This is a genomic window from Bradyrhizobium sp. 956_D2_N1_4 (assembly GCF_052076025.1).
In the GTDB taxonomy this organism is placed as follows: domain Bacteria; phylum Pseudomonadota; class Alphaproteobacteria; order Rhizobiales; family Xanthobacteraceae; genus Bradyrhizobium; species Bradyrhizobium barranii.
This window is the reverse complement of record NZ_CP197237.1, coordinates 9187458-9206830: the sequence shown is the minus strand read 5'-3', so window position 1 is coordinate 9206830 and position 19373 is coordinate 9187458. Positions and strand designations below refer to the sequence as shown.

The window sequence follows — 19373 nt, the reverse complement described above, 5'->3', positions numbered from 1 at the left end:
CGTCTCGCCGCTACGCGGCGAGACACCCTCTCCCACAAGGGGCCTGTTGCGTTATCGGCTTTTGAGGCTGAAGACGTCAGGAGAGAAGGCCTTGGTCCTGGCAATGCCTGCGAAGATCTGTAGTTGTTGCCCTCAGCGGGCAGCTCACGCGGCGATCGTGGCCCACCGCCTCATGTTGAAGGCGATTGAGGCGAGCAGAACTTGCCCGGTCGCCTTGATCAGACCGACGTAGCGGATGCAGGTCAGCCGCATGCGGCGTTTGAGAGTAGCGAAGGTGGTCTCGACCTGGGCTCGGCGGCGCGCGATGAGGAGGTTGTAGCGTTTGAGCCTCGGCGGCAACTCCGGGTGATGCCGGTTGGGCCGACGAGCAATGCGGGGTTTCTTGCCCTCCGCCTTCAGCCGGGCCCGTCGGGCATGGGTGTCGTAAGCCGCATCGGCCCACACCGCAGCTTCATCGCCGCGGATCAAAGCGTCCGCCGGTGTCGTGTCGTTGATGTTGGCCGGTGTGGTCAGTACCGTGCGGATCAAGCCGGATCCTTCGTCGACACCGACATGGGCCTTGTAACCGAACGTCGTGCCGCTCTTGCCTTGCCGCTTGGTGAAGCGGGCGTCGGGATCGTTTGAGGGGCGATCCTCCTTCGGAGGAGCCGACACCGCCTGGATCAAGGTCGCATCCAGCATCGTGCCGCGCTTGAGGATGACGCCGGCATTTTCAAGCTGACGATCCAGCTCACCAAACAGCTTCTCCAGCAGGCCTTGTTCGACAAGCTGGTTCCGAAAGCGGTTCAGGACCGTATGGTCGGGCGTCGCATCCTCGAGGCTCAAACCGACGAAGCGCTTGAACGACAACCGGTCGCCCAGCGCTTCCTCGAGTTCGCGCTCCGAAAGACCATACAGCGACTGCAACAGCACAGCACGAAACAGCACCAGCACCGGATAGCCTGGTCGACCGGGGCTCCCTTCATCCCGCAAATGGCCGATCAGCTTCTCGAACCGGTACCACTTGACCAGGCCCGCCAGCCGATCCAGCGCCGCATTGGCGCCGGCCCCCTTCGGCATCAGCGCTTCCACAAAGCTCGGCTGTCCCGTCCGCTTGACCGCCATCGCTACCCTCCAAGGCTTTGCCCTAGGGAATCACAATTGACGAATTACGCAACAGGCCCACAAGGGGAGAGGGGAAGACAAACCTACTTCGGCAGCAACGCCTTCAACTTGTCCATGTCGCGCACGTTCATCTTGAAGCCGCCGGGCATCACGATGTCGCCGGGCTTCTGGTCGGGCTTGCAGGCCCCGAGCCACTTGGCTTCGAGCTGCATCGTGGTGTCGCGGCCTGCTGCGCCGGCGGCGCCGCCTTGTGCATGCGACGAGGTCTTCACCGTATAGGCCGAGTTGAAATCGCCGGTGATCTCGGCATGCGAGGTCGTGCTGATGCCGGCGACGTTGCACTCGGAATCACTGACATAGCCGGTCGCGGTCTTCTTGATGTCCTGCTTGGCGCAGATCTGCTTGGCCATCGGGGAGACGTTGTTGTTCATCTCCTTGTCGACGGTCTCGTCGGTGCAGTGCTGCATGGTCATCTCGGGCATGGGCGTGCCGGTCCTGACCATCTTCATTTCCCAGAGACCGGCCTTGCGCACCGGCAGATCGTCGGCGCTGGCGCTGCCTGCCGACACCACAAGACAAAGGGCCGAGCCGAGCAAAGCGAGCTTGCGCGTCATGTGGGAAGCTCCCGACGTTCCGAAAGCGCCTCAGTACAGCGTACGGATCGGCTGTTGGGCAGCGCCATAGGGCACCCAACGGCAGGAGAACGAGATATAGCCGCCCTCAAAGGCCTGCACCGCGAGGAATTTCACGACCTTGCCGTAGCGCGCGCAGTGATCGACCGCGACCTGCCGCGCATCAGCCTGGGTCGCCAGCGAATAAGCGATGATGCCGCCGGTGTCGTTGCCCTTGAACGGAGGCACCGGAAGGAGATCGGCGCGTGCCGACTGGCTGGCCATCATCCCCAGGGCAAGAAAGCCCGCGGCCGCAATGATTCGCATTCCCGTTACTCCAATTGGTTGGGACCAGTTTACGGTGCCGGGAGGTCCATGAAAAGAACTGATGCCCCGCCGGCTGCGAGGTTGGGGTCAACTCTTGGCCAAGTGTTGCCGCGCTGCACTTGACCTGCCCCGGCCTTCGCGGCACCGTCCATCCTTCGCAAGACCCAGCTGTCCGGATTGCCCATGCGCGCCCTCCCCCTGAAATCGCTCCGCTTTGCCACCTTGCTTGGCCTCATGTTCGGGGCGCTGTCGCTCGGTGAGGCCAGGGCCGCCAATCCGCTGGAGCTGAACTTCTGGCTGAACGGGCCGCGCTATGACGGCGCCGTCGTCGATTGCGAGAGGGCGCTGCCGACCATCGCCACCCAGTTCTGGGAGAAGGAAAGCTCGTTCTGGAATTCCTCGTTGAAGATCACCGGCTTCGCCGCCGTTCACGAGATCGCGTTCCGGCCCTGGCAGTCTGACAACATTCCGCGCCGCTATTGCACCGGCGACGCCATGCTCAATGACGGAAAGGTGCGCAAGGTGCATTTCTCGATCATCGAGGATGGCGGCTTCTCCGGCTACGGCAATGGTGTGGAATGGTGCGTGGTCGGGCTCGACCGCAACTGGGCCTACAATCCGTCCTGCCGCGCCGCCAGGCCCTGAGGCTCGATCGAAAGGCCTGAATCGGACTGATCAGGCGCCTGACGGGCCGGCCCGAATTTTGTTCTTGAAATGTTCTTGTTGCCTGCTAGGCTGACTGCACAGTCTAGTTGAGGGGCGTCGCCATGTTTCATTTTAGATTGCATTCGTTCACCCGTCTCGTGATCTCACTGACCCTCCCCCTGGTTCTGGCCGCCGGGCTGGTCGCGCTGCCGGGCGGCGCGAAGGCCCAGGACAAACGGCAGAACGCGCCCGGCGAATTCGACTTCTATGTGCTGTCGCTGTCATGGTCGCCCTCCTTCTGCGAGGAGGCGTCCGAGCGCAACCGCGGCGGCGGCGGTGGTCGCTCGCAGATGCAGTGCAGCGGGCGGCCCTACGCGTTCGTGGTGCACGGGCTGTGGCCGCAATATGAGAATGGCTTCCCTGAATATTGCCAGCGGCCCTCGCCACGCCTGAACCGCAACATCGTCTCTTCGATGCTCGATTTGATGCCGGCGCCGGGGCTGATCTTCAACGAGTGGGACAAGCACGGCACCTGCTCCGGGCTCGACAGCCGCAATTATTTCGAGACGATCCGAAAGGCGCGCGCCGCGATCAAGATCCCGGCGGAATATCTCGAACTGTCGCAGGCCAAGACCGTGGCGCCGGGCGAGGTGGAGGAAGCCTTCATCAAGGCCAATGCGGGCCTGAGCAACGCGGCCATCTCGGTCACCTGCAACCGGACCCGGCTCTCGGAGGTCCGCATCTGCCTCAGCAAGGACCTGCAATTCCGGGCCTGCGAGGAGATCGAGCGCCGCGCCTGCCGCCGCGACCAGGTGACGATGCCGCCGATCAGAGGTGGCTAGTCCAACTGCTCATGCCCCGTACGCCGCGCCGCTTCGGCGGTGCGCTGCAGAATCGGGGCCTATGCTGCATGGGAATCCAGACCCGGGCCCTGGCCCGCAACGCTAAGAGCGTTGCAGCGCGTCCGGGACAGACGCGCATGCCGCTTTGCTCAAGCCGTGACGTAGCGTAGTCCTGTCTCATGAACTACCGTCACGCCTTCCACGCCGGAAACTTCGCCGATGTCATCAAGCACATCGTGCTCGCGCGCATCATTACTTACCTCCAGGACAAGCCGGGGGCATTCCGTGTCATCGACACCCATGCCGGCGCCGGCCTCTATGATCTCGAAAGCGACGAGGCGCGCCGCAGCGGCGAATGGCTGACCGGCATCGCGCGGCTGATGCAGGCGCGCCTGTCGAACGACGCCGTGGCGCTGGCCAAGCCCTATCTCGACATCGTTCGTGCCTACAATCCGAAGGGCGAACTCAAGGCCTATCCGGGTTCGCCGCTGATCACGCGCGGCCTGCTGCGGCCGCAGGACCGCCTCGTTGCCTGCGAGCTTGAGCCGAAGGCGCGCAAGGCGCTGATCGGTGTGCTGCGCCGCGACGAACAGGCGCGCGTGGTCGATCTCGACGGCTGGGTCGCGCTGCCGGCCTTTGTGCCACCGAAGGAACGGCGCGGGCTCGTGCTGATCGACCCGCCGTTCGAGGCGAAAGACGAGTTCGAAAAGCTCGGCGACGCCTTCTCGGCGGCTTTCGTGAAATGGCCGACCGGTATCTATGTAATCTGGTACCCGGCCAAGAGCCGACGCGCCACCGACACGCTGGTGCAATCAGTGGCGCGGCTCGCAGCCGCAGCAAAACCGCCAGGAAAATGTCTGCGTCTCGAATTCAGTGTCGCGCCGCAGCTTGATGGCGCCGCCCTCACCTCCGCCGGATTGTTGATCGTCAATCCGCCGTACACGCTGCATGGCGAGCTCAAGACGATCCTGCCCGAGCTGGAGATACCGCTCGGACAGGGCGGAGCTGCCAGATTCCGATTAGAGGTGCCGAGGCCGTAACACACCGGCATTCTTGGGAAAAAGATGCAGGAGCGGTAGTCAATCTGCAGAGAACCGTATTATGCTGTTTCCGTGACTGGCTTTACGTTCCGCTTCCGCGAATGGTTGCGGCGGAGTGAAGGCCTAAGAAAGATCCGATCGGACCGAAAGAAAGGTCCGCCCAAGGATGGCCAGCTCCCGGGCTTCGTAAGGCCCGGTCATGTCGTGACGTGAGTCTGCGTCGCGACGGAGGAGCAATGAGGGGGAGTTTCCCGATGGCCATGACGGGAACGGTCAAGTTTTTTAACGGCGAGCGCGGCTACGGTTTCATCAAGCCCGACGACGGCGGGCGCGACGTCTTCGTGCACATTACTGCTGTGGAGCGGGCGGGACTGAAAGATCTCGCCGAAGGACAGCGCATTACTTTTGAAGTCGAGCCGGACAAGAAGGGGAAGGGACCAAAGGCAGTCAATTTGGTCATCGTCTCCTAGAGCGTTTTCGAGCGAACACCTGGCGAAAAAAATCCCGGCCGCGAGCGGCCGGGAGGCTATTGTCCGGTATTTTCTTCTTCAACTATCAGAAGTGATAGTTCACGCCGGCGCGCACAACGCTGGCGCTATAGCCGTTTGACACGCCGGTAATTGCGAACTGGCTCGTCGACAGATCGATGTAGAGATATTCGAGCTTGGCGCTCCAGTTCGGCGCGAAGCCGACTTCCGCGCCGGCACCGATGGTCCAGCCTGCGGTGGTGTGCGACTCCGTCCAGCCGAATGTCTGCGCGCGCAGTTCGCCGAAGGCGAGGCCGGCGGTGCCGTAGAACAGCACGTTGCTGAAGGCATAGCCCGCACGGCCGCGCAGCGTGCCGAACCAGGGGTTGGAGAACTTCCACGGCGCGAAGGTGTCATCAGCGCCCGCGGCCTGGATATCGCCCTCGACGCCGAACACCCATGGACCGTTCTGGAAATTGTAGCCGGCCTGTACACCGCCGACGAAACCGGAGGGCTTGACGGGCGAGTTACTCACCGAGCCCCACTCATAGCCGAGATTGGCACCGAGATACGGACCGGCCCAACTATAGGCATTGAGCGGCTGATTGACGGTGTAGGGCGCACCCTGCCCGTAATTGAGATCGGCGGCCTCTGCCGAAGCTGTCCAGCCGGCTGCAACCAACACGGCTGCGCCTACAACGAACCCCCTCATCGGTACTCTCCAACGCAACGGCCGCCCCCCGCGATGCCTGCGCCGCCGCGCAAGGCAAAATCGCATGGTTACGGAACCTCCTCTTTTTCGCGTAAGATTTATCGAGAGTTTTAAGTTAAAGGCCTGTTAAGCCGGGTTACCACGCTCTTAACAGGCTTAAGCAAGTGTTACCCGGAACCGCGCCGCCATCCTGTGTGTGCCGCAAGGCTGGAACTTCAAATCGGCACCCCCAGCGCTTAAATTCGCATCATGGCTCACGATTCCACCGACAATCCGGACGACGCACGCGCGCGCAAATCTCCGCGCGGCACGACGGCCGACGCCCCGCCGGAGAGCCTGGCGCCGCCGGACCTCGATCCCGCCACCACCGCTGGCGAGGACGAGGACGACGCGCTGCTGCCTGACATCCTGGAGGAGAGCGGCGCGGTCGGCGAAGAGCCGCTGGCGACCGGCCATGAAGCGATCGAGCGCGCGGTCCGCCTCGCGCCCACCTCGCCGGGCGTCTATCGCATGCTCAGCGCCAATGCCGACGTGCTCTATGTCGGCAAGGCCAAGAACGTCAAAAAGCGCCTGTCGAACTATGCGCGCCAGAGCGCGCCGCAACCGGCGCGCATCCTGCGCATGATCGCAGCCACGGTGACCGTGGAGATCGTCTCGACCAACACCGAGACCGAAGCGCTGCTCCTGGAAGCCAATCTCATCAAGCAGCTCCGGCCGCGCTTCAACGTGCAGCTGCGCGACGACAAGTCGTTTCCCTACATCCTGATCACCGGCGACCATTGGGCGCCGCAGATCCTCAAGCATCGTGGTGCGCAGTCGCGGCCCGGCCGCTATTTCGGCCCGTTCGCTTCCGCCGGCGCGGTCAACCGCACCATCACCGCCTTGCAGCGCGCGTTCCTGATCCGCTCCTGCACCGATTCCTTCTTCGAGAGCCGCTCGCGGCCCTGCCTGCTCTACCAGATCCGCCGCTGCGCCGGCCCCTGTACCCGCGAGATCGATTTCCCCGGCTACACGACGCTGGTGCGCGAGGCGACTGACTTCCTCTCCGGCAAGAGCCAAGCGGTGAAGCAGGAGCTTGCCGGCGAGATGGAGAAGGCCTCCGGCGAGCTCGAATTCGAGACCGCGGCACTCTACCGCGACCGCCTCGCCGCGCTGTCGGCGATCCAGTCGCAGCAGGGCATCAATCCGCGCACGGTGGAAGAAGCCGACGTGTTCGCCATCCACCAGGAGGGCGGCTTCTCCTGCGTCGAAGTGTTCTTCTTCCGCACCGGACAGAACTGGGGCAACCGCGCCTATTTCCCGCGCGCGGAGAAGACCTATACGCCGGAGGAAGTGCTGGGGTCGTTCCTCGCCCAGTTCTACGACGACAAGCCGCCGCCGAAGAACATCCTGCTCTCGCACGAGATCGAGGAGAGCGAGCTGCTCGCCAACGCGCTGTCGATCAAGGCCGGCCACAAGATCGAGGTCACGGCGCCCAAGCGCGGCGAGAAGAAGGAGCTGGTCGCCCACGCGCTGACCAATGCGCGCGAGGCGCTCGGCCGCAAGCTCGCGGACACCGCGACGCAGAGCCGGCTGCTCGACGCCATGGCCACGACGCTGAGCCTGCCGCATTCGCCCAAGCGCATCGAGGTCTACGACAACAGCCACATCCAGGGCACCAATGCGGTCGGCGCAATGATCGTCGCCGGCCCCGATGGTTTCGTGAAGAACCAGTACCGCAAGTTCAACATCAAGTCGGAAGGGCTCACGCCGGGCGACGATTACGGCATGATGAAAGAGGTGCTGGAGCGCCGCTTCAAGCGCCTGATCAATCCGCCCGAGGACGCCGCCGGCAAGGCCAAGGACGACGACTTCCCGCAATGGCCCGACCTCGTGATCATCGACGGCGGTCGCGGCCAGCTCAACGCCGTCCGGGAGATCTTTACGAATCTCGGCCTGACCCAGGTGTCGCTGATGTCGGTCGCCAAGGGACCGGACCGGGATGCCGGCCGCGAAACCCTGTTCATGCCGGAGCGCGAGGCAATCAAGCTGGAGCCGCGCGATCCCGTGCTTTACTTCATCCAGCGCCTGCGCGACGAGGCCCACCGCTTCGTCATCGGCTCGCACCGCAAGCTGCGCAAGAAGGACATCCGCGAGGCCGGTTTGCAGGAGATTCCGGGCATCGGCCCGTCACGCAAACGTGCCTTGCTGCACCATTTCGGAACCCTGAAGGAGATCGAGCGGGCCTCGATCGCCGATCTCGGCAAGGTTCCGGGGGTGAGCGCCGAGAGCGCTCGCAGGATTTTCGACTATTTCCATCCCCAGCCGGGGTGAACTAAGGGAGCCGCGGTCATATGGTCGTCGCATGCTGCACCTCATTTGGGGAGCGGGACGGTTGACCTTCAGGCACGAGCGGTATTGGTAGGACGGATGAACATCGCCACGACACGAGGGACGACCAGCCGCGCGATGTCCCTCCCGAACATCCTGACCTATGGCCGGATCGCCGCGATCCCGGTCGTGGTCGGGTGCATCTATGCACAATCGATTCTGGATCAGCCGCTGTGGCTGCGCTGGGTCGCGGTCGCCATCTTCATCGCGGCAGCAGTGACCGATTACCTCGACGGCTATTACGCGCGGATCTGGAATCAGCAATCGGCGTTCGGCCGGATGCTCGATCCGATCGCCGACAAGCTGCTGGTGGCCTCCTGCCTGCTGATGCTGGCCGCCGACGGCATCATCCATGGCTGGTCGCTATGGGCCGCCATCGTGATCCTGTGCCGCGAGATCCTGGTCTCGGGCCTGCGCGAATATCTCGCCGCGCTGCGGGTGAGCGTTCCCGTGACCAAGCTTGCGAAGTGGAAGACGACCGTTCAGCTCATCGCCATCGGCTTCCTGCTCGCTGGCCCGGCCGGCGATGAGGTGGTGCCCGTGGTCTCGATGATCGGGCTGGCGCTGCTCTGGGCGTCAGCGATCCTCACCATCTACACCGGCTACGACTATTTCCGCGCCGGCATCCATCACCTCATCAAGGAGGATGAGGCATGAAGGTGAAGTACTTCGCCTGGGTGCGCGAACGCGTCGGCAAGGCCGAGGAGACCATAGAGCCGCCGGCGACCGTGCGCACCGTCGAGGAGCTGATCGCCTGGCTGTCCGGCCGGAGCGAGGCCTATGCCTACGCCTTCGAGAAGCCGAAGGTGATCCGCACCGCGATCGATCATGCCCACGTCAAATCGGACGCCGCGATCGCGGGCGCCCGCGAGATCGCGTTTTTCCCGCCGATGACCGGCGGCTAGGCCATGACCTCCCCCGTAAGCACCGCCCCCGTCAGCCCCTGCCCCGTCACCATCCGCATCCAGCAGGACGATTTCGACATCGCGCGCGAGATCGCGATCCTGACCGGGAGCCGCACCGACATCGGCGCGGTCGTAAGCTTTTCCGGCATCTGCCGCGGCGACGAGAACAGCGCGAAGATCGCCGCCCTCACGCTCGAACATTATCCCGGCATGGCGGAAGAAGAGATCAAGCGCCATGCCGACGAAGCTACATCGCGCTGGCCGCTGAACGGCGTCACCATCATTCATCGCGTCGGGCGGTTCATGCCCGGCCAGAACATCGTGCTGGTGCTCACGGCGTCGCAGCACCGCCAGGCGGCGTTCCAGGCGGCCGAGTTCCTGATGGATTATCTCAAGACTAGCGCGCCGTTCTGGAAGAAGGAAGAGAGCGCCACCGGCACCGGCTGGGTCGAAGCCCACGCCCGTGACGACGAGGCCGCCGCACGCTGGACCCGATCCTGATGGCAAGAGCATCCAAGAAGACCACGCGCGGCCGCGCGGCACCGAAACTCGCGAAGGTCGGCCGCGGCGAGTTGCTCACGCTGATCGATTTCGTGCGCTACGCCGTGAGCCGCTTCACCGAGGCGAAGCTCGCCTTTGCCCATGGCACGACCGATCCGGTCGCGGAAGCAGCCTTCCTGGTCTGCGAAGCCCTGCATCTGCATCCCGACCAGTTCGAGATCTTTGCCCATGCCTGCGTCACGTCGGCGGAAGGCAAGACCATCGTCAACCTCATCCATCAGCGCGTCACCACGCGCAAACCGGCCGCCTATCTCGTCAACAAGATCTACATGCGCGGCCTGCCCTTCTATGTCGACGAGCGCGTCATCGTTCCGCGCTCCTTCATCGGCGAACTGCTGGAGTCGCATTTCGGCGGCGACGGCGAGGCGGGCTCGCTGATCGACGACCCCACGGCCGTCGAACGTGTGCTCGATCTCTGCACGGGCTCTGGATGTCTCGCCATCCTCGCCGCGCACCATTTCCCGAATGCCACCGTTGATGCCGTCGACATCTCCAAGGGCGCGCTCGAAGTTGCCTCGCGAAATGTCGGCGAATTCGGGCTCGATGACCGGATCAGCCTGCATCGCGGCGACCTGTTCGCCCCGCTCGGCGACAACAGATACGACCTCATCATCACCAACCCGCCTTACGTCGATGCGGAAGGCATGGCCGCGCTGCCGCCGGAATGCCGGGCCGAACCAAAGCTCGCCTTTGACGGCGGCCCCGACGGTCTCGACGTGGTGCGCCGCATCCTGCGCGATGCGCCCGATCACCTGACGCCGGATGGCGGCTTGATCTGCGAGATCGGCCGCGGCCGCGAACTGGTCGACGAGGCCTTTCCGGAACTGCCGCTGCTCTGGCTCGACACCGAGGAGTCCGAGGGCGAGGTGTTCTGGATCGCGGCCGCCGATCTCGGCTGATCCGTCCCGGCAGCCGCGCTCCGCGCGGAACAAGTCAAATTCCGCCACGTTCATCCCCCGACGATTTTTTCGTTCTCGGAGGATGTCCGCATGCTCGCGCCATCGGGCGAATTGCTGCGCGCCGGCATGGCGCTCAAGATCAATCATCTCAAGCGCGCCGCGCGATCGTACTTGCGCGACCGCACCAATCAGGCCACGGGCCGCGCGACGTCCTATGCGGTCGCGGCAGGACTGCTCGCAATGGCCGGGCTGTTCCTGATCGCCACCCTCTTTGTCGGCCTGATGGCCCTTTATCGTTGGGTCGCAATCACCCAGGGACAATTCTGGGGCTTTGGTGCCGTCGCGGCCGTGCTCCTGGTGCTGGCCGTATCCTGCGCCGGCGTGGCTCTGGTCCAAATAAAGCGTCGGGACAAGCCGATCGTGCCGCTTGCCAGCCGTATGCGCGTCGCGATCGCCACCCCGCGGATCCCGCGCGGAACGGTCAAGCAGGCGGTGAAAGAGGTCGCAACGACGATTCCGCTGGTGTCGCTCGCACCGGGCGAACGTGGCCGTGGCGGCAACGCCGTGTCGGCTCGGACCAACCGGCCCGTGCAGCTGGGTCTGATGCTCGCAGCCGTCGGGCTGCTGGGCTTCACGGCCGCACGGCGGCGGCGGCACGGCCACAGATTGGACGCTTGAAATGCGCGCGCGGCGCACCGAGCACCTCGACAGTTGGTTGCTGGTCGCCGCCACGGCCGTCTTCGTGCTGTCCGCGGAACGCTACTTTCAGGAGTCCGGCCCCATCCGGCCGGGGCCTCCGCAAGACCATCGCAATAATGAAGCAAACTCGCCGGAAACGAGCCCGGCCGGCGCGGCGATGCAGCTTGGCCACGGCCGGCACGCGAAAAGCCCTTTCGCGATCCCGTGGGCGGGCTGGAAAGACATCTTCTGGCGCACCTATCAGCGCATCGACGACGATCGCCTGCTCGCGACTGCGGGCGGCGTCGTCTTCTTCGGGCTGCTCGCGGTCTTTCCCGCCGTGACCGCGCTGGTCTCATCCTACGGCCTGTTCGCGGATCCCTCGACGATCAGTTCCAACCTGCATTCGCTCGCGATGCTGCTGCCCGAGGGCGCGTTCCAGATCGTCGAGGACCAGGTTACGCGCGTGGTGTCCAACGGCAATACCGCCCTGGGTGTCACCTTCCTGTTTGGCCTCTTGCTCGCGATCTGGAGCGCCAATGCGGGCGTCAAAGCCATCTTCGATGCCCTCAACGTCGCCTATGAGGAGCGCGAAAAGCGCAGCTTCGTCCGGCTGAACACGGTGTCGTTGGCTTTCACCGTCGGCGGCATCGCGGCGCTGCTGCTGATGGTGGGCACCGTGGTCGCCTTCCCGCTCGCGCTCAACCATCTCGGCATCGCGCCGGAAAGCAGGCTGATCGTCGCTCTCGCGAGATGGCCGGTGCTGTTCGTCATCCTGCTGGCCGCGCTTGCCGTCCTCTACCGCTTCGCACCGAGCCGCGACGCGCCACGCTGGCAATGGCTGAGCCTCGGCGCGGTGACGGCCGCCATCCTCTGGATCGCCGGCTCGGCGCTCCTGTCCTGGTATCTCTCGGAATTCGCCAATTACAACGCGACCTACGGCTCGCTCGGCGCGGCGATCGGCTTGATGATGTGGATGTGGATGTCGGCGATCGTCATCATGTTCGGGGCCGAGCTGAACTCGGAGATCGAGCGGCAGACCCTTCGGGATACGACCACCGGACCGCCCAAGCCGCTCGGCACCCGGCAGGCCGTCTCGGCCGACACGGTCGGCGCAGCCGCGCCATCGTGATTGCCGGCGGTCAGGCCGGGGCTCGGCCTGACCGGATCACGACGGCAATTCAGCGCTTGCTGATCACGACCTCCAGATACTCGCTATGCACCACCACCGTACCGTCGTCGGCACGGTTGAATTCGCCGAGCAGCGCCATGAGATCGCGCCGCAGCGCGGCCTGGCCGGTCTCCTCCAGCGCCACGAACGCTTTCAGCATCGGCCCGTAATAGGATTTGAAAACCTCGAGCCAGTGCTCCGGCGAGCGATAGCGGAAGGCGAACATGCGCGGCTCGGCGGCGATCTCGGAGGCTTGGCTGCCGAACATCTCCTCAAGCCGTGCCGGCGTGCCCCACAAGGCCGGCGACTTCACGCCCGCTGGCGGCGGCAAATGCCTGCCGATGGTCTTGAAGAGCTGACCGATGAAGCCCTGGGGCGTCCAGTTGGCGAGGCCGATCTTGCCGCCGGACTTGCAGACCCGCGCGAGCTCGGACGCCGCCTTGTCCTGATCCGGCGTGAACATGACGCCGAAGGTCGAGAGCACGACGTCGTAGCTGGCATCCGCAAACGGCAGCGCTTCGGCATCCGCTTCACGGAATTCGACCATCAGATGCTCCGCCGCGGCCCGTTCGCGTCCCCGCTTGAGCAACGCGGGAACATAATCGGTCGATGTGACGTCGCACCAGCGCCGCGCGGCGGCCAGCGTCGCATTGCCGTTGCCGGCGGCGACATCAAGCACCTTGCTGCCGGCGCGCAAGTCGAGCGCCTCGCAGAGTTGCTCGCCGACGATCTGCAAGGTGGTGCCGACAATGGCATAGTCGCCGGATGACCAGGCGCTGTGCTGGCGCTGCTTGACGGCGGCGAGATCGGGCTGGGCGAGGGCCGGCTTGAGCGCGGCGGATGTCGACATGGCAATTCTCCTGCGGTTGAAGACGCCGGGACGATAGGGCGCATGCGGCTCGCTGGCCTTGAGAGTGGCGTTATTTTACGCTGAGAACACCTTGATTTCCCCGCGCGAGCCGAGGGCGGCGTGACATTTCATTTCGAAGATTTCGTGCTCGACCCCGCGCGCCGCGAATTGCGGCGGGCGGAGACGCTCGTCGCGCTCGAGCCCCAGGTGTTCGATCTCCTGCTTTACCTGGTCCGCAACCGCGAGCGCGTGGTGACGCGGGACAATCTGCTCGACGCGATCTGGAACGGCCGCGTCGTCTCGGAATCGACGCTGACCAGCCGGATCAACGCGGCGCGGCGCGCGGTCAATGACAATGGCGAAGATCAGCGGCTGATCCGCACAGTCGCGCGCAAGGGCGTGCGGTTCGTCGGCGAAGTGACCGAACGCTCCGTAGCAGGCTCATCGTCGGCGCCGGGCAAGCCGCCCGACGCAATACCGACGGAATTGCCACTGCCCGATCGTCCCGCAATTGCCGTCCTGCCCTTCACCAACATGAGCGGCGAGGCCGAGCAGGATTATTTCTCCGACGGCATCAGCGAGGACATCATCACCGCGCTGTCGAAGCTGCGCTGGTTCTTCGTGATCGCGCGCAACTCCTCCTTCATCTACAAGGGCCGCACGGTTCACCTGCGGCAGGTCGCCGAGGAGCTCGGCGTGCGCTATGTCGTCGAGGGCAGCGTCCGCAAGGAGGGCGATCGCGTCCGCATCACCGCGCAGCTCAACGATGTCGCCACCGGCAGCCATCTCTGGGCCGAACGCTACGACCGCGAGCTCGCCGACGTCTTCGCCGTACAGGACGAGATCACCGAACGCATCGTCGCAGCGATCGAGCCGCAGCTCTATGCCGCGGAGAATTTTCGCGCCGAGCGCAAGCCGCCCGACAGCCTGGACGCCTGGGACCTTCTGATGCGCGCCCTCTCCCATTACTGGCGCGTGACGCGGCAGGACCACGTCGCGGCGCGAGCCCTGCTCGAAAAGGCCATCGCGCTCGACCCGAACTACGGCAAGGCACTCGGGCTGCTCGGCACCAGCTACATGTTCACGGCGCATATGGGCTGGATGGAGATGGCCGCGGCGCTGCCGGTGGCCGAGCGCGCGGCACGGGCCGCGATCCGCGCCGACGACCAGGATGCCTGGGCGCATAATGCGCTCGGCCATGTCGATCTGTTCGCACGCCGGTTCGAGGATTCACTTGCCGAATTCGAGACCGCGCTGCGGCTCAATCCGAACTTTGCGCTGGCGCAGGGCTATTATGGCCTGACGCTTAGCTATTGCGGCCGCTGGCGGGATGCCGACGAGGCCGCGCGGCGGGCGATCCGCCTCAGCCCGCGCGACCCCTATGCACCCGTCTATTTCGGCATCGCCGCCTTTGCCCGTTTCCTCGGCAGGGACTATGCGGAGGCGATCCGGCTCGCACAGGAGGCCCTGCGCCAGCGCAGTGACTTCGTCGGCGGGCACCGGGTGCTGACCGCGGCCGCGGCGATGGCCGGGCAAACCGAGACCGCCCGCGCGGCGCTGAAGGAACTCCAGCGTGCCCAGCCCAACGTCTCGCTCGCCTGGATCGCCGAGTTCATGCCGATCAAGCTCGCCGCCGACCGCGAGCACTACCTCGAAGGCTTTCGCCGGGCCGGCCTGACCTAGACTGCCCGAGCATGATCTCCGCGCAAACGCGTTCCGCGTTTGTCGCGAGGGAAAACCGCTACACACTTTTCCGGATCATGCTCCGGCGCCGCGAACAGGCCGCTATCCCCTCGAATCAACAATGATGTTAAGGTCGCCTTGCTTGGGGGAGCATGAGGCGTGACGGGTTCGCACACTGACCCGTGTTTTCCCGGATGAGGCAGTCAGCTCTTTGAGGCGTAACGCGCGGCATGATTCGCATTTCGACGATCTTCATCGCCATCTGCATGGTTCTGGTCGCGGCCTCGCTCGGGCTTGTCCTCTACTCGGTCGCCGGCATCAGCGGAACCGAATCCGCCATCGTGGCGCTGACCGCGCTGACCTTCCTGATCCTCTACAACGCGGTCTCGATGCGGCTGCGCGACCGCAGTGACGTCGGCGGCCAGATCGCCGACCTCTCGCGCGGCACCGCCGACCTCGCCCGCCAGGTCGCCGAGTTCGGCCGCCGGCTCGCGGCGATGGAGGGGCGCATCGCCTCGGCCAATTCGACCAACTCCGACCGCATCCAGTCAGTGGTCGGCGAGATCAACGAGCTCGGTGGGCTGGTCAGGCAGCTCGCCACCACCGTGTCAGCCCATGAAGACCTCTTGGCCGGGGCCGCGCCGACCCCCGCCCCCGCTCCGGTCGCCCGGCCAGAGCCGGAGGCGCCGCTCGACCTGATTGCGGCCTTCGAGGAGCGGCCGGCCGCCCCTCCGCCGCTGCCCGCACCGCCGCCGCGGCCAACGCCGGCGATCCAGACCCACACCGCCGTTCCGGTTCAGACGGCCAATGGCCGCAACCCGACCCAGTTACTGGCGACACTGCGCAACGCCATCGACGAGAACCGCATCGACATCTTCCTCCAGCCGATGGTGACGCTGCCGCAGCGCAAGGTGCGGTTCTACGAAGCCGTGACGCGCCTGCGCGACGAGCGCGACCAGCTGATCGCCGCCGAGGAATTCATCAGCATCGCCGAAGCCTCGGGTCTGATCGGACGCATCGACAACATGGTGATGCTGCGCTGTGTGCAGGTGCTGCGGCGCCTGATGGTGCGCAACAAGGATGTCGGCGTGTTCTGCAACGTCGCGGCCTCCACGCTCGGCAATTCCACCACCTTCGCGCAGTGCCTCGACTTCCTCGAAGCCAACCGGGCGCTGGCGCCCTCGCTGGTGCTGGAGTTCAAGCAGTCGACCTTCCGCAATCTCGGCCCGGCCGAGACCGAGAACCTCGCGGCGCTCGCCCAGCGCGGTTTCCGCTTCTCGATCGACCATGTCACTGACCTCAGGATCGAGCCGCGCGAGCTCGCCGATCGCGGCGTGCGCTTCATCAAGGTGCCGGCGTCCCTCCTGCTCGACCCCAGGCAGGCCTCGACCTCGGACATCCACCCTTCCGACCTCTCCGACCTGCTCGGCCGCTTCGGCATCGACCTGATCGCCGAACGGATCGAGGGCGAGCGCGCAGTGGTCGATTTGCTCGACTTTGACGTGCGGTTCGGTCAGGGGTTCCTGTTCGCGCCGCCCCGGCCATTGCGGCCTGAAGGGGCATCTGCTACCGGCGGGGCCTCGCCGAACCCGGCGCAGGAAATTCAGGGATCCAATGGCTCCGCTTCTCCCAGCCCAGGCGCCACGTCTTCAGCGCCTCCAGCCCAACGTATCACCGGCAACGCGGCGCTCGCGCGCCGGATCTGATCGGCCGCACGCATCATGACCACGCTGCATTTCGCCGAAAGCCTGCGCGAGCTCGTGGGCGGCGTTGACGTTGTGCTCAGCGACATCTGGGGCGTGGTTCACAACGGCCTGGAATCCTTCCCCGAGGCCTGCGAGGCGCTGCACACCTATCGCAGCCGCGGCGGTACGGTGATCCTGATCACCAATGCCCCGCGCCCGGCCGACTCCGTCCAACGGCAATTGCGCAAGCTCGGCGTCGCGGACGAGACCTATGACGCGATCGTCTCGTCGGGCGACCTGACGCGGCTCTATGTCGCCGAGCATCCCGGCCGCAAGATGTTCTGGCTCGGACCCGAGCGCGACAACTCGATCTATCGCGGCCTCGATGCGACGACCGCGCCGCTGGAAGAAGCCGACTACATCGTCTGCACCGGCCTCTATGACGACGAGACCGAGACGGCGGAAGACTATCGCGGCATGATGCTGAAGGCGCGCGAGCGCAAGCTGACGCTGGTCTGTGCCAACCCCGATATCGTGGTGGAGCGCGGCGACCGGCTGATCTATTGCGCCGGCGCGATCGCGGAACTCTATCGCGAACTCGGCGGCGAGGTGATCTTCTACGGCAAGCCGCATCGCCCGATCTACGAGCGCGCGATGATGCTCGCCGGCGAGCGCCAGGGCCACATGATCGACCGGAAAAAGGTGCTGGCGATCGGCGATTCCGTCCGCACCGACCTCACCGGCGCGCGCGAATTCGGCATCGACTGCCTGTTCGTCACCCGCGGCATCCATGCCGAGGAGTTCGAGGGCCTCGACCAGCTCGACCCGAATTCGGTGATGGAGTTGTTCGGCCACCCGCCGAAGGCGCTGATGCGCGAATTGAAGTGGTGACGGTGGAGCCCACGCAGGTGCTGCGGGCTTAGACCAATTGCTTAGACCCAAATGCCGTCATGGCCGGGCTTAGCCGTCCGAAGGACGGCGTCGCTTCCGCTCGCCTACGCCCCGGCCATCCACGTCTTCATTTGCAGGATCCAAGAACGTGGATGCCCGGGACAAGCCCGGGCATGACGATCTCTATAGAGAGCTGTTATGCGGTCTGGCGGCGCTTACGCGCTCGCCATGTCCGGGAAGACCGCTTCGATCTTGGTCTTCAGCGTCGCCGCGTTGAACGGCTTGACGATGTAGTTGTTCACGCCGGCCTTCTTGGCCGCGATCACGTTCTCGGTCTTCGATTCCGCAGTGATCATGATGAAAGGCGTGGTGGCGAGGTTCGGATCCGCGCGCACTTCGCGCAGCAGGTCGTAACCCGTCATCGGCTCCATGTTCCAATCGGAAATCACGAGCCCGTACTTCTTGCCACGCATCTTGTTCAGCGCCGCCGAACCGTCGCTTGCATCATCGATATTCTCGAAGCCAAGCTGCTTCAGGAGATTCCTGATGATACGGATCATGGTGCTGTAGTCATCAACCACCAGAACCGACATCGACAAATCAACCGCCATCTCGACTCCCCCAACGCAAACCCAGGAAATATTACGATCGGACCCACCGGAGCCGGAGCCCCGCTGTTCCACATTTCAAGGACTAGCACCAAGGCGTTAAACAGCGCGTTAACTGGGAGCGCCTCCGAAGGACTGAAATCACGTTCAATGCGGCCGCTCCCCTGCCGCTTGACTTCGTCCGGTCGGTCAAGCCACGGTCCGCCGGTCCTGCCGCTTCGAGAATTCCCCTGATGGTCCCGCATTTTACCGTTATCCGCGACACAACGCCGGATTCCGCGGTTTTGCGGGGCGCCGTGGTCGCCATGGGCAATTTCGACGGCGTTCATCTCGGCCATCGTGCGGTGATCGCAGCCGCCCTGGAGATGGGCCGGGCGCATGGCCGCCCTGCGCTGGCATTGACCTTCGAGCCGCATCCGCGCCGGTTTTTCAGCCCGAACACCCCGCAATTCCGCCTGACGGACGAGCCGGCCAAGTTGCGGCTTTTAGCCGGCACCGGGCTCGCCGGCGCCGTGGTCATGACCTTCGACAAGGCCAGGGCCGGGACCAGCGCGCAAGACTTCATTCACCATGACCTGATCGGACGCCTCGGCGTCAGCGGCATCGCGGTCGGCTACGACTTCCATTTCGGCAAGGGTCGCGTCGGCTCGCCGAGCCTCCTGGTCAACGAGGCGCCTCGACTCGGCATCGAGGTTGACGTGCAGGCCCATGTCGACATCGACGAGCGGCCGGTCTCCTCCAGCGCCATCCGGATCGCGCTCGCCGAGGGCCTCATCGACGAGGCCACCACCATGCTGGGCGCGCCCTGGTTCATCACCGGCGAGGTGATCCACGGCGAGAAGCGCGGCCGCGACCTCGGCTATCCCACCGCCAACATCCGCCTCGATGCCAATTGCGGCCTCAAGCACGGCATCTATGCGGTGCGGGTCGGCCGCGGCGCCGAGCGGCTGGACGGGGTGGCAAGCTTCGGCCGCCGTCCGACCTTTGATAATGGCGCGCCGCTGCTGGAAATCTTCCTGTTCGACTTCAAGGGCGACCTCTACGGACAAGCGCTCGACTGCGCCTTCGTCGGCTTCATCCGCGAGGAGCTGAAATTCGACAGCCTGGAGGCCCTGATCCGCCAGATGGACGACGATTCCGCCCGCGCCCGCGCCGTGCTGGCCGCCGCCCCGGACGCGTTTCCGCGGCTTGGCGTGATCGATTGAGGCCCAAATCCGGCCCGCCGAACCTTTTGCGCTTCTACCTTTTGCGCTTCCCTTGGGCCCCTGCTATGGAGAGCCCATGTTTGCGCGGCGCATCATAGGGATTAGCGGCCCGGCTTCCG

General features: G+C 64.9%; 21 protein-coding genes. 15 read left to right on the top strand and 6 right to left on the bottom strand.

Annotated elements, in window-relative coordinates; all coding sequences use genetic code 11:
- Positions 1-144: 144 nt before the first annotated feature.
- The 3 genes from AB7535_RS43660 to AB7535_RS43650 all read right to left on the bottom strand — a co-directional run bounded on the left by AB7535_RS43660 (position 145) and on the right by AB7535_RS43650 (position 2042).
- Positions 145-1104: an IS5 family transposase gene (locus AB7535_RS43660; RefSeq protein WP_166348444.1), complete on the bottom strand. Its 960-nt coding sequence runs from the start codon at positions 1102-1104 to the stop codon at positions 145-147.
- Positions 1105-1187: 83 nt separating this feature from the next.
- Positions 1188-1718 (bottom strand): DUF3617 domain-containing protein, encoded by a 531-nt coding sequence (locus AB7535_RS43655; RefSeq protein ID WP_063985575.1) that lies wholly within the window; start codon positions 1716-1718, stop codon positions 1188-1190.
- Between the two features lie 30 nt (positions 1719-1748).
- The gene (locus AB7535_RS43650; RefSeq protein ID WP_063985576.1) at positions 1749-2042 is read right to left on the bottom strand and encodes a hypothetical protein; all 294 of its coding nucleotides are present in this window, start codon (positions 2040-2042) and stop codon (positions 1749-1751) included.
- A 183-nt stretch (positions 2043-2225) separates the two neighbouring features.
- Here AB7535_RS43650 and AB7535_RS43645 point away from each other — a divergent pair, with 183 nt between their 5' ends.
- The 4 genes from AB7535_RS43645 to AB7535_RS43630 all read left to right on the top strand — a co-directional run bounded on the left by AB7535_RS43645 (position 2226) and on the right by AB7535_RS43630 (position 5039).
- A complete protein-coding gene (locus AB7535_RS43645; protein WP_063985577.1) occupies positions 2226-2687 on the top strand; it encodes a hypothetical protein in 462 nt (153 codons plus the stop codon).
- A 122-nt stretch (positions 2688-2809) separates the two neighbouring features.
- Complete coding sequence (locus tag AB7535_RS43640; protein ID WP_085403341.1) at positions 2810-3529, top strand: ribonuclease T2 family protein; 720 nt, start codon at positions 2810-2812, stop codon at positions 3527-3529.
- Between the two features lie 179 nt (positions 3530-3708).
- Positions 3709-4569: a 23S rRNA (adenine(2030)-N(6))-methyltransferase RlmJ gene (locus tag AB7535_RS43635; RefSeq protein WP_085403342.1), complete on the top strand. Its 861-nt coding sequence runs from the start codon at positions 3709-3711 to the stop codon at positions 4567-4569.
- A gap of 254 nt (positions 4570-4823) precedes the next feature.
- Positions 4824-5039: a cold-shock protein gene (locus tag AB7535_RS43630; protein ID WP_063986700.1), complete on the top strand. Its 216-nt coding sequence runs from the start codon at positions 4824-4826 to the stop codon at positions 5037-5039.
- An 85-nt stretch (positions 5040-5124) separates the two neighbouring features.
- Here AB7535_RS43630 and AB7535_RS43625 read toward each other — a convergent pair whose 3' ends face one another.
- Positions 5125-5748: an outer membrane protein gene (locus AB7535_RS43625; protein WP_014491976.1), complete on the bottom strand. Its 624-nt coding sequence runs from the start codon at positions 5746-5748 to the stop codon at positions 5125-5127.
- A 249-nt stretch (positions 5749-5997) separates the two neighbouring features.
- On the opposite strand from AB7535_RS43625, the gene uvrC reads away from it, so the two are divergent.
- The 7 genes from uvrC to AB7535_RS43590 all read left to right on the top strand — a co-directional run bounded on the left by uvrC (position 5998) and on the right by AB7535_RS43590 (position 12293).
- Positions 5998-8061, top strand: a complete 2064-nt coding sequence (uvrC, locus tag AB7535_RS43620; RefSeq protein ID WP_085403343.1) for an excinuclease ABC subunit UvrC — start codon at positions 5998-6000, stop codon at positions 8059-8061.
- 96 nt (positions 8062-8157) lie between these two features.
- Positions 8158-8775 carry a CDP-diacylglycerol--glycerol-3-phosphate 3-phosphatidyltransferase gene (gene pgsA / locus AB7535_RS43615; protein WP_014491974.1) on the top strand — a complete coding sequence of 206 codons (618 nt, stop codon included), beginning with the start codon at positions 8158-8160 and terminating at the stop codon, positions 8773-8775.
- Positions 8772-9023 carry a molybdopterin converting factor subunit 1 gene (gene moaD, locus AB7535_RS43610; protein WP_015688556.1) on the top strand — a complete coding sequence of 84 codons (252 nt, stop codon included), beginning with the start codon at positions 8772-8774 and terminating at the stop codon, positions 9021-9023. Before pgsA ends, moaD begins: the two co-directional genes overlap by 4 nt.
- Before the next feature lie 3 nt (positions 9024-9026).
- On the top strand, positions 9027-9524 hold the full coding sequence (locus tag AB7535_RS43605; protein WP_071909541.1) for a molybdenum cofactor biosynthesis protein MoaE: 498 nt from the start codon (positions 9027-9029) through the stop codon (positions 9522-9524).
- On the top strand, positions 9524-10483 hold the full coding sequence (prmB, locus tag AB7535_RS43600; protein ID WP_071909540.1) for a 50S ribosomal protein L3 N(5)-glutamine methyltransferase: 960 nt from the start codon (positions 9524-9526) through the stop codon (positions 10481-10483). The genes AB7535_RS43605 and prmB overlap by 1 nt, the downstream gene beginning before the upstream one ends.
- A gap of 90 nt (positions 10484-10573) precedes the next feature.
- Positions 10574-11161, top strand: coding sequence for a hypothetical protein (locus AB7535_RS43595; RefSeq protein WP_085403344.1), 588 nt, complete (start codon positions 10574-10576; stop codon positions 11159-11161).
- A 1-nt stretch (position 11162) separates the two neighbouring features.
- Positions 11163-12293, top strand: coding sequence for a YihY/virulence factor BrkB family protein (locus AB7535_RS43590; RefSeq protein ID WP_085403345.1), 1131 nt, complete (start codon positions 11163-11165; stop codon positions 12291-12293).
- Between the two features lie 49 nt (positions 12294-12342).
- On the opposite strand, the gene AB7535_RS43585 is transcribed toward AB7535_RS43590, so the two are convergent.
- Positions 12343-13182, bottom strand: coding sequence for a class I SAM-dependent methyltransferase (locus AB7535_RS43585; RefSeq protein WP_063985583.1), 840 nt, complete (start codon positions 13180-13182; stop codon positions 12343-12345).
- Between the two features lie 120 nt (positions 13183-13302).
- Here AB7535_RS43585 and AB7535_RS43580 point away from each other — a divergent pair, with 120 nt between their 5' ends.
- From AB7535_RS43580 to AB7535_RS43570, 3 genes are all read left to right on the top strand, one after another.
- Positions 13303-14865 (top strand): winged helix-turn-helix domain-containing tetratricopeptide repeat protein, encoded by a 1563-nt coding sequence (locus AB7535_RS43580; protein WP_085403346.1) that lies wholly within the window; start codon positions 13303-13305, stop codon positions 14863-14865.
- Positions 14866-15095: 230 nt separating this feature from the next.
- Positions 15096-16571: an EAL domain-containing protein gene (locus AB7535_RS43575; RefSeq protein WP_063985585.1), complete on the top strand. Its 1476-nt coding sequence runs from the start codon at positions 15096-15098 to the stop codon at positions 16569-16571.
- A gap of 15 nt (positions 16572-16586) precedes the next feature.
- Positions 16587-17441, top strand: a complete 855-nt coding sequence (locus AB7535_RS43570; protein ID WP_063985586.1) for a TIGR01459 family HAD-type hydrolase — start codon at positions 16587-16589, stop codon at positions 17439-17441.
- A gap of 215 nt (positions 17442-17656) precedes the next feature.
- On the opposite strand, the gene AB7535_RS43565 is transcribed toward AB7535_RS43570, so the two are convergent.
- On the bottom strand, positions 17657-18052 hold the full coding sequence (locus AB7535_RS43565) for a response regulator (RefSeq protein ID WP_007596883.1): 396 nt from the start codon (positions 18050-18052) through the stop codon (positions 17657-17659).
- Positions 18053-18282: 230 nt separating this feature from the next.
- Between AB7535_RS43565 and AB7535_RS43560 the strand changes: the two genes are divergently transcribed.
- A complete protein-coding gene (locus AB7535_RS43560; protein WP_085403347.1) occupies positions 18283-19254 on the top strand; it encodes a bifunctional riboflavin kinase/FAD synthetase in 972 nt (323 codons plus the stop codon).
- The last annotated feature ends 119 nt before the right edge of the window (positions 19255-19373 follow it).